At 70.9% G+C, this 8,514-nt stretch carries 8 protein-coding genes; 1 reads left to right on the forward strand and 7 read right to left on the reverse strand.

Annotated elements, in window-relative coordinates; translation table 11 throughout:
- Positions 1-172 precede the first annotated feature (172 nt).
- From pheT to infC, 7 genes are all read right to left on the reverse strand, one after another.
- Positions 173-2,686, reverse strand: coding sequence for a phenylalanine--tRNA ligase subunit beta (gene pheT / locus AB0J04_RS35980; RefSeq protein WP_363172813.1), 2,514 nt, complete (start codon positions 2,684-2,686; stop codon positions 173-175).
- Positions 2,686-3,807: a phenylalanine--tRNA ligase subunit alpha gene (gene pheS, locus AB0J04_RS35985; RefSeq protein ID WP_363172814.1), complete on the reverse strand. Its 1,122-nt coding sequence runs from the start codon at positions 3,805-3,807 to the stop codon at positions 2,686-2,688. Before pheS ends, pheT begins: the two co-directional genes overlap by 1 nt.
- A 166-nt stretch (positions 3,808-3,973) precedes the next feature.
- A complete protein-coding gene (locus AB0J04_RS35990; protein ID WP_363172815.1) occupies positions 3,974-5,089 on the reverse strand; it encodes an ATP-binding protein in 1,116 nt (371 codons plus the stop codon).
- 55 nt (positions 5,090-5,144) lie between these two features.
- Positions 5,145-5,993, reverse strand: a complete 849-nt coding sequence (locus AB0J04_RS35995) for an RNA methyltransferase (RefSeq protein WP_363172816.1) — start codon at positions 5,991-5,993, stop codon at positions 5,145-5,147.
- Positions 5,994-6,166: 173 nt separating this feature from the next.
- Positions 6,167-6,550 carry a 50S ribosomal protein L20 gene (gene rplT / locus AB0J04_RS36000; protein WP_020132316.1) on the reverse strand — a complete coding sequence of 128 codons (384 nt, stop codon included), beginning with the start codon at positions 6,548-6,550 and terminating at the stop codon, positions 6,167-6,169.
- A 111-nt stretch (positions 6,551-6,661) separates the two neighbouring features.
- Positions 6,662-6,856 (reverse strand): 50S ribosomal protein L35, encoded by a 195-nt coding sequence (gene rpmI / locus AB0J04_RS36005; RefSeq protein ID WP_003977225.1) that lies wholly within the window; start codon positions 6,854-6,856, stop codon positions 6,662-6,664.
- Between the two features lie 109 nt (positions 6,857-6,965).
- Positions 6,966-7,658 (reverse strand): translation initiation factor IF-3, encoded by a 693-nt coding sequence (gene infC / locus AB0J04_RS36010; protein ID WP_363172820.1) that lies wholly within the window; start codon positions 7,656-7,658, stop codon positions 6,966-6,968.
- Positions 7,659-8,052: 394 nt separating this feature from the next.
- Here infC and AB0J04_RS36015 point away from each other — a divergent pair, with 394 nt between their 5' ends.
- Entirely contained in the window at positions 8,053-8,409 is a 357-nt protein-coding gene (locus tag AB0J04_RS36015; protein ID WP_363172817.1) for a DUF1844 domain-containing protein, read from the forward strand.
- Positions 8,410-8,514 lie beyond the last annotated feature (105 nt).

Here is an 8,514-nt window from a genome sequence, read left to right on the forward strand (position 1 = left end):
ACGCCTCGCAAGAGGTTCGCCGAGCCGCCGGCTCCCCCTCAAGAAACGGCGGCTCGGCCATACTCCGTTGATCGCGCGGTTCCCCACGCCTCTGACAGACGTGAGCGCGGCCCGCCCAGGAGCGCGGGGAACTGCGCGACAAGCCACAGTCCACCCGCACCCGCACCCGGCATCAGCCCCGCAGAACCGCTCCCGTCCGCTCGCCCGCGAGGGCAACCGCGGCGTCCCTCGCAGCAGACGCCTCGTCGACGGTCAGCGTCCGGTCCCCCGCGCGGAAGCGCAACGCGTACGCGAGCGACTTGCGCCCCTCGCCCAGCTGCTCCGCGTTCTCGTAGACGTCGAACAGCCGGATGCCCTCCAGCAGTTCGCCCGCGCCCTCGCGCAGCGCCGACTCGACGTCGGTGTGCGGCACGAACTTGTCGACGACGAGGGCGACGTCCTGCGTGGCGACCGGGAACGTGGAGATGCTCGGCGCCTGCGGGGTGTCGTTGCCGACCGCCTCCAGGACGTCGAGGTTCAGCTCCATCGCACAGGTGCGCGCGGGCAGGCTCAGCGCCTTCAGCACGCGGGGGTGCAGCTCGCCCGCGTGACCGACGACCCGCTCGGCGCCGTCCGCGACGACCACGAACTCGGCGCAGCGGCCCGGGTGCCACGGCCCGTACTGACCGCTGCGGACGATGAGCTCGGCCCCGGCCTCGCGGGCGACCGCGCGCGCCGCCTCGATCGCGTCGGCCCAGTCCGCCGGACGGCCCTTGCCCCACCAGCCGGCCTGTTCGCGGGCGCCCGCGAGGACGGCGGCGACATGGCGGGGCTGCTCGGGCAGCACGGCGTCGAGCGAGGCGAGTTCCTCGTCGGTGGGGCGGCGGTCGACCGGCAGGTGACCGGCGACCGCAGGCTCCTCGCGCGGGTGGAAGACCAGTCCGGTCTCGAACAGCGCGAGGTCGTGGCTGCCCCGGCCGTCGTTGCGCCGCAGGGCGGCGAGCAGGCCCGGCAGCAGCGACGTGCGCAGCGCGGGCTCCTCGTCGTTCAGCGGGTTGGTGAGCTTGACGACGCGGCGGGCCGGGTCGTCGGCGGCCAGGCCGAGCTGGTCGAAGACGCCCTCGCCGATGAACGGGTAGTTCGGCGCCTCGACGTAGCCGGCGCCGGCCAGGGCGCGGCCGACGCGGCGGTGCAGCCGCTGGCGGTGGGTGAGACCGCGGCCCGAGGGCGGCTTGGGCAGCGTGGAGGGCAGGTTCTCGTAGCCCTCCAGCCGGATGACCTCCTCCGCCAGGTCGTTGACCTCGGCGAGGTCGGGCCGCCAGGACGGGACGGTGACAAGCAGCTCGTCCTGTCCGTAGACGTCGCAGCCGATCTCCTGGAGGCGGCGCACGACGGTCTCGCGGCCGTACACCACGCCCGCGACCTTGTCCGGGTGGTCGGCCGGGACGCTGATCGTGTGCGGGGCGGACGGGGCGATGACCTCCGTGACGCCCGCGTCGGCGGTACCGCCCGCGAGCAGCACCAGCAGGTCGACCGTGCGCTGTGCGGCGGCCGCCGCGGCCTGCGGGTCGACGCCGCGCTCGAAGCGCCGGGACGCCTCGGAGGACAGCTTGTGGCGACGCGCCGTACGGGCGATCGACACCGCGTCGAAGTGCGCGGCCTCGATGACCACGTCGGTCGAGGCGTTCTCCAGGTCCGAGTGGTCGGCGATCTCCGTGTCGGCGCCGCCCATGACGCCGGCGAGGCCGATGGGGCCGCGCTCGTCGGTGATGACCAGGTCCTCGGCGTGCAGCGTGCGCGTCGTCCCGTCGAGGGTGACGATCTGCTCGCCCTCCGCGGCCCGGCGGACGCCGATCGTGCCCTGGACCAGCGTGCGGTCGTAGGCGTGCAGCGGCTGGCCGAGTTCCATCATCACGTAGTTGGTGATGTCGACGGCGAGCGAGATCGGGCGCATGCCGACCTTCTGCAGCCGGCGCTGGAGCCAGAGCGGGGAGCGTGCCTCGGGGCTCAGCCCGGTGACGGTGCGGGCGGTGAAGCGGTCGCAGCCCATGGGCTCGGAGACCTGCACCGGGTAGCCGAAGGCGTTCGGCGCCGGTACGTCGATCAGGGCGGGGTCGCGCAGCGGCAGGCCGTAGCCGATGGCGGCCTCGCGGGCGACGCCGCGGATGGAGAGGCAGTCGCCGCGGTTGGCGGTGACGGCGATGTCCAGGACCTCGTCGACCAGTTCGAGCAGCTCGATGGCGTTCTTGCCGACCTCGGTCTCCGGCGGCAGCACGATGATGCCGTGGCTGCCGTCGTCGCCCATGCCCAGCTCGTCGCCGGAGCAGATCATGCCGTGGGAGGTCTTGCCGTACGTCTTGCGGGCGGCGATCGAGAAGCCGCCGGGGAGGACCGCGCCCGGGAGCACCACGACGACCTTGTCGCCGACGGCGAAGTTGCGGGCGCCGCAGACGATCTCCTGCGGTTCACCGGTGCCGTTGGCGGTGCCGACGTCGACCGTGCAGAAGCGGATGGGCTTCTTGAAGCCCTCCAGCTCCTCGATGGTGAGGACCCGGCCCACGACGAGGGGGCCCTTCAGGTCGGCGCCGAGCTGCTCGACCGTCTCGACCTCGAGGCCCGCCGAAACGAGCTTGGCCTGCACGTCACGGCCGGTCTCGGTGGCCGGCAGGTCGACGTACTCCCGCAGCCAGGAAAGCGGGACCCGCATCAGATCTCCATCCCGAACGGCCGAGTGAACCGGATGTCACCCTCGACCATGTCTCGCATGTCTTCGACGTTGTGGCGGAACATCAGCATCCGCTCGATGCCGAACCCGAAGGCGAACCCGCTGTACTTCTCCGGGTCGACGCCGCAGGCGGCCAGCACCTTGGGGTTGACCATGCCGCAGCCGCCCAGCTCGATCCAGCCCTCGCTGGAGCAGGTGCGGCAGGGCCGGTCGGGGTTGCCGACGGACTCGCCGCGGCAGACGTAACAGACCATGTCCATCTCGGCGGACGGCTCGGTGAACGGGAAGAAGTTCGGCCGCAGCCGGGTCTTCATGCCCTCGCCGAACAGCGACTGGACCATGTGGTCCAGGGTGCCCTTGAGGTCGGCCATGGTCAGGCCCTCGTCGACGGCGAGCAGCTCGACCTGGTGGAAGACCGGGGTGTGCGTGGCGTCCAGCTCGTCGGTGCGGTACACGCGGCCGGGACAGATCACGTACACCGGCAGCTCACGGCCGAGCAGCGAGCGGATCTGGACCGGCGAGGTGTGGGTGCGCAGCACGACGCCGGACTCGGTGCCGCCCTGCGGGCCCTGCACGAAGAAGGTGTCGGCCTCACCGCGGGCCGGGTGGTCCGGGCCGATGTTGAGGGCGTCGAAGTTGAACCACTCGGCCTCGACCTGCGGGCCTTCGGCGACCTCGTAGCCCATGGCCACGAAGACGTCCTCGATGCGCTCCGACAGCGTGGTGAGCGGGTGGCGGGCGCCGGCCGGCACACGGTCGTGGGGCAGCGTGACGTCCACCGCCTCCTCGACCAGCACGCGCTGGTCGCGCTCGGCCTCCAGCTCCTCCTGACGCCCCGCGAGGGCCTTGTTCACGGCGCCTCGGGCCTGGCCGACGAGCTTGCCGGCGGCGGCCTTGGCGTGCGGGGGCAGGGCGCCGATCTCGCGGTTGGCCAGGGCCAGCGGGGAGGCGCCGCCGGTGTGGGCGACCTTGGCCTCCTGGAGCGCGTCGAGCGAGTCCGCGACGGCGAAGGCGGCGAGCGCCTCGTCCCGCATGCGCTCGATCTCTTCCGGTTTCAACGCCTCGACCTCTACCGGGTCGTACGACTTATTCGGTGCCGACATCTCTTCCCGTGCTTCCGATTGTCCCCCAGCTACCGCTGGGAGGTGCCCCCAGGCTGAAGGTCCCCGTCACCGACTCACGCAGAGGTCAGAGGGCCGTCTATGGGACACAAAGGTGCCAAAGGCCGAGTCTAACGGGGTGGAGGTGTACGAATGCGCCCGCGGGCGGCTAGGCGAGATACGCCGGAGCCCCCACGGGCAGGGTAAATCGGAACTCGGCGCCGCCCGAGGGGGCGCGGCCGACCGTGATGGTGCCGCCGTGGGCTTCGACGATGCCCTTGACGATGTACAGCCCGAGGCCCGTGCCGCCGCGCTTGCTGCCCCGCCAGAAGCGGGTGAAGACGCGGTTCATGGACTCCTCCGGGATGCCGGCGCCCTCGTCGCTCACGGTGACCGATGTGCCGATGTCCTCTCCCTCTCGGGGGGAGGCGGCGGGCGTTACGTCGATCGTGACGGTTCCCTCGCCGTGGCGCACCGCATTTTCGAGCAGGTTGCTGAGGACCTGGTCCACCTTGTCGGGGTCGGCCCACAGCATGGGCAGCGGTTGTTCGAGGCGCAGCAGGAAGCGGTCGGCGGGCTGGCCCGCGGCGACGTAGGCCTGGATGTGCCGTCCCACGGCCGCGCCTATGTCGACGGGCTGGCGGCGCACCTCCAGCCGCCCGGAGTCGATGCGCGAGATGTCGAGCAGCTCGGCGATGAGGCGGGTGACCCGGTCCGCGTCGGCGTCGACGGTCTCGAGCATCAGCCGCTTCTGGTCGTCGGTGAACCGCGACCACTTGGCGAGCAGGGTGGCGGTGAAGCCCTTGACGGAGGTGAGGGGGGAACGCAGCTCGTGGGCGACGGTGGCGATCAGCTCGGCGTGGCTGCGCTCGGTGCGGCGGCGGGCCTCGGTGTCGCGCAGGGAGACGACGACGCGGCGGACGGGGCCGGTGGGCTCGGTGCGGACGTATCGGACGGTGACGAGGACCTCGCGTCCGCCGGGCAGCAGCAGGTTGCGCTCGGGCTGGCCGACACGGATGGCGAGGCCGCCGTAGGGGTCGGTGCACTGCCACCAGCGGCGGCCTTCGATGTCCTCTAACGGCAGGGCCTTCTCCAGGCGCTGTCCGAGGGCGTCGGCGGCCGGGACGGCGGTGATGCGCTGGGCGGCGGCGTTGAAGCAGATCACGTGCCCGTGCTCGTCGGCGACGACGAGCCCGTCGGGCAGGTCGTCGGGGTCGATGCCGAGTTCGGCGAGGTCACCGAGCGGTCGGGCCGCTCCTGGTGCACTGCTCGTGCCGACACTCATCCCAGTACCCCACCTCCCATCCTCCCGGAAGAGGCCCCTCGAGCTCGTCACCCTACTAGCTCTCGGTGACGGAGCGGCACCCTCCGGAGGCACGCTGTGCACGGGCCGATGCGTAGAGACATACGGCTGCGGCGGTCGCGAGGTTCAGGCTCTCGGCCTTCCCGTGGATCGGGACGCGCACGACGGCGTCGGCGAGCGCGCGGGTCTCCTCCGGGAGCCCCCAGGCCTCGTTGCCGAACACCCAGGCGGTGGGCCCGCCCATGGCGCCCTTGTCGAGTTCGTCGTCGAGGTCGTCGTCCCCCGCGCCGTCGGCGGCGAGGATCCGCACCCCGGCCGCCTTCAGCCCGGCCACGGCCTGCTCTACGGGGACGCCGACGGCGACGGGGAGGTGGAAGAGCGAGCCCACCGACGCCCGGACGGCCTTGGGGTTGTAGAGGTCGACGGAGGCGTCGGTCAGGACGACGGCCTCGGCGCCGGCGGCGTCGGCGCAGCGCAGCACGGTGCCGGCGTTGCCGGGGTCGCGCACATGGGCGAGCACGGCGACGAGCTTCGGGCGGGCGGCGAGGATCTCCTCGAACGGCGTGTCCAGGAACCGGCAGATCCCTACGAGGCCCTGCGGGGTGACGGTGGTGGAGATGTCCTCGATGACCTGCTCGGCGGCGAGGTGCACCCGGGCGCCGGCGGCGCGGGCCTCGCCGACGATGTCGGCGTACCGCTCGGCGGCCTCGACGGTGGCGAACAGCTCGACCAGCGTGTCCGCATGCCCGGCGGCCTCCCGCACGGCCTGCGGCCCCTCCGCGAGGAACAGCCGCTCCTTGCCCCGGAAGTTCCGCCGTGCCAGCCGCCGGGCGGCGGAGACCCGGGGGGAGCGGGGGGAGATCAGCTCGGGGCTGACGGAGGACATGTTCTGTTTCACCTTGATCTTCACTCGCAGGGGACTGCAGCCCCCTGGGGGCGCGGGGAACTGCGCGACCAGCCCCCACCGACCCGCACTCCGGCGACTACGCGAACACAGCAGGACCCGCAGGCGTCAAGCCTGCGGGTCCCAGGTCACATCGGCTCAAGGCCGGCGCAGCGTCACGCGGCCTTGGGCGCGTTCACGTCCGCCGGCAGGGCCTTCTGCGCGACCTCGACCAGCGCGGCGAACGCGGTGGCGTCGTTCACGGCCAGCTCGGCCAGGATCTTGCGGTCGACCTCGATGTTCGCGGCGTTCAGACCCTGGATGAAGCGGTTGTAGGTGATGCCGTTGGCGCGGGCAGCGGCGTTGATGCGCTGGATCCACAGCCGACGGAAGTCGCCCTTGCGCTTCTTGCGGTCGTTGTAGTTGTAGACCAGCGAGTGGGTGACCTGCTCCTTGGCCTTGCGGTACAGGCGCGAACGCTGACCGCGGTAGCCGGAGGCCGCCTCGAGGATCGCCCGGCGCTTCTTGTGGGCGTTGACTGCCCGCTTGACGCGTGCCACTTTTTAACTCCTTGTAGCGGGGCCGTGGTGGTTCGTCACACGGCCCGGAATCGATTGGGTCCCGGTCCAGACGTACGGCGCGCGGTGATCAAGGGATCATGCGCCGCCGCGTCACTTGCCGAGAAGCTTCTTGATCTTCGCGGCGTCGCCCGGGGCCATCTCGGCGTTGCCGGTGAGGCGACGCGTCACGCGGGACGACTTGTGCTCGAGCAGGTGGCGCTTGCCGGCGCGCTCACGGAGCACCTTGCCGGAGCCGGTGATCTTGAAGCGCTTGCTGGCACCGCTGTGCGACTTGTTCTTCGGCATAGCGCCGTTCTCTCCTCGTCGGTGGCGTTCCGGTGCCCGGTCGTGAAACCGGGCACGGTGGAACGTCGCTTGCAAATCGGTTATGTCCTCGGGACTCGCGCCCCGCGGATCACGCCTCGGCGGAAGCCTCGGCAGGGGCCTCGACGTCAGCCTCGGCGCTCACGGCGTCGGCGTCGGTCTCGGCGTTCACGGCGTCGGCGTCCGCGGCGTTCTGCGAGCGGCCCGGGTTGGCCTTCGCCTCGGCCTTGCGGGCCTCCTGCGCCTGACGGGCCTCGGCCATCGCCTCGGTCTTCTTCTTGTGCGGACCGAGAACCATGATCATGTTTCGGCCGTCCTGCTTCGGGTTCGACTCGATGAAGCCGAGGTCCTCGACGTCCGACGCGAGACGCTGCAGCAGTCGGTAGCCGAGCTCCGGCCGGGACTGCTCACGACCGCGGAACATGATCGTGATCTTGACCTTGTCGCCCTGCTTGAGGAACCGAACGACGTGACCCTTCTTGGTGTCATAGTCGTGCGGGTCGATCTTCGGCCGGAGCTTCATCTCCTTGATGACCGTGTGCGCCTGGTTCTTGCGCGCCTCACGGGCCTTCATGGCCGACTCGTACTTGAACTTCCCGTAGTCCATGAGCTTGCAGACCGGCGGGCGGGCGTTCGCCGCGACCTCGACCAGGTCCAGGTCGTACTCCTGCGCAAGCTCCAGTGCCTTGGCCAGGGGGACGATGCCCACCTGCTCGCCACTGGGACCGACAAGTCGCACCTCGGGAACGCGAATCCGGTCGTTGATGCGGGGCTCGGCGCTGATGGATCCTCCTCGGTAGCACCACGCGGCGGTCTGGCGGACGGCCGCGTAACGTCTGTGTTCGTTAGACCTATAACCACGCCGAAGCACAAAAAATGCCCCGAACGATCACAGGCGGGGCTCCAAGCACTACCGGAGCACCGCCGCGATTGCCGCGGGGCGCACTACCGGCGGCTCCATCGTCCGTACGGAACGATGGTGGCCGCCTGACCGGGGTGACCCGCCATCCCTGGGGACGGTCGGGTGGGAGTTCGGAGCCTCCACTTTGTGGGCCGGATCGCCTGCTGGGTGGCACGCGTGTCCGACCGGTCGTTACACGAGATTAGCAGCCCGCGCCAGGACTGGCCAATCGAGCCTCGATACGGCGCCGCCGCGCCCTGCGCCTATCGTGTCCTGCATGAGTGACACCCCTCCCGAGAACCCAGACTTCGACGAGATGACCCGCGACATCGCCGAGGTCCCGGCCGTCGAGGTGATCGTGACGGTCGCCGTCAACCTGATGAGCGCCGCGGCCGTGAAGCTCGGGCTGACCGAGGAGGGCGACAAGTACAAGGACCTGGACGAGGCCCGCAAGCTGGTGACGGCCCTCGCCGGGCTGCTGGACGCGAGCGCGACCGAGATCAGCTCCTTCCACGCGGCCCCACTGCGCGACGGTCTGAAGTCGCTGCAGCTCGCGTTCCGCGAGGCCTCGCTCGTCCCCGACGAGCCGGGCCAGGGCCCCGGCGAGAAGTACACGGGCCCGGTCTACGGCTGATCCCGCGCTTCTAGTGCCGCGGCAGGCAACGTTCGCCCGTCAAGGAGCGGCGTCCGGTGCGTGCTCTCGGCGTGCCGGCCGGAAGTCCTCGTACTGGACGTACTT

Source organism: Streptomyces sp. NPDC050263, from assembly GCF_040655955.1.
Taxonomy (GTDB): Bacteria; Actinomycetota; Actinomycetes; order Streptomycetales; family Streptomycetaceae; genus Streptomyces.

Excerpts from the sequence above, each read along its gene's own strand:
- pheT (WP_363172813.1), bottom strand. The coding sequence starts at position 2,686 with ATGCGGGTCCCGCTTTCCTGGCTGCGGGAGTACGTCGACCTGCCGGCC.
- pheS (WP_363172814.1), bottom strand. The coding sequence starts at position 3,807 with ATGTCGGCACCGAATAAGTCGTACGACCCGGTAGAGGTCGAGGCGTTG.
- AB0J04_RS35990 (WP_363172815.1), bottom strand. The coding sequence starts at position 5,089 with ATGAGTGTCGGCACGAGCAGTGCACCAGGAGCGGCCCGACCGCTCGGT.
- AB0J04_RS35995 (WP_363172816.1), bottom strand. The coding sequence starts at position 5,993 with ATGTCCTCCGTCAGCCCCGAGCTGATCTCCCCCCGCTCCCCCCGGGTC.
- rpmI (WP_003977225.1), bottom strand. The coding sequence starts at position 6,856 with ATGCCGAAGAACAAGTCGCACAGCGGTGCCAGCAAGCGCTTCAAGATC.
- AB0J04_RS36015 (WP_363172817.1), top strand. The coding sequence starts at position 8,053 with ATGAGTGACACCCCTCCCGAGAACCCAGACTTCGACGAGATGACCCGC.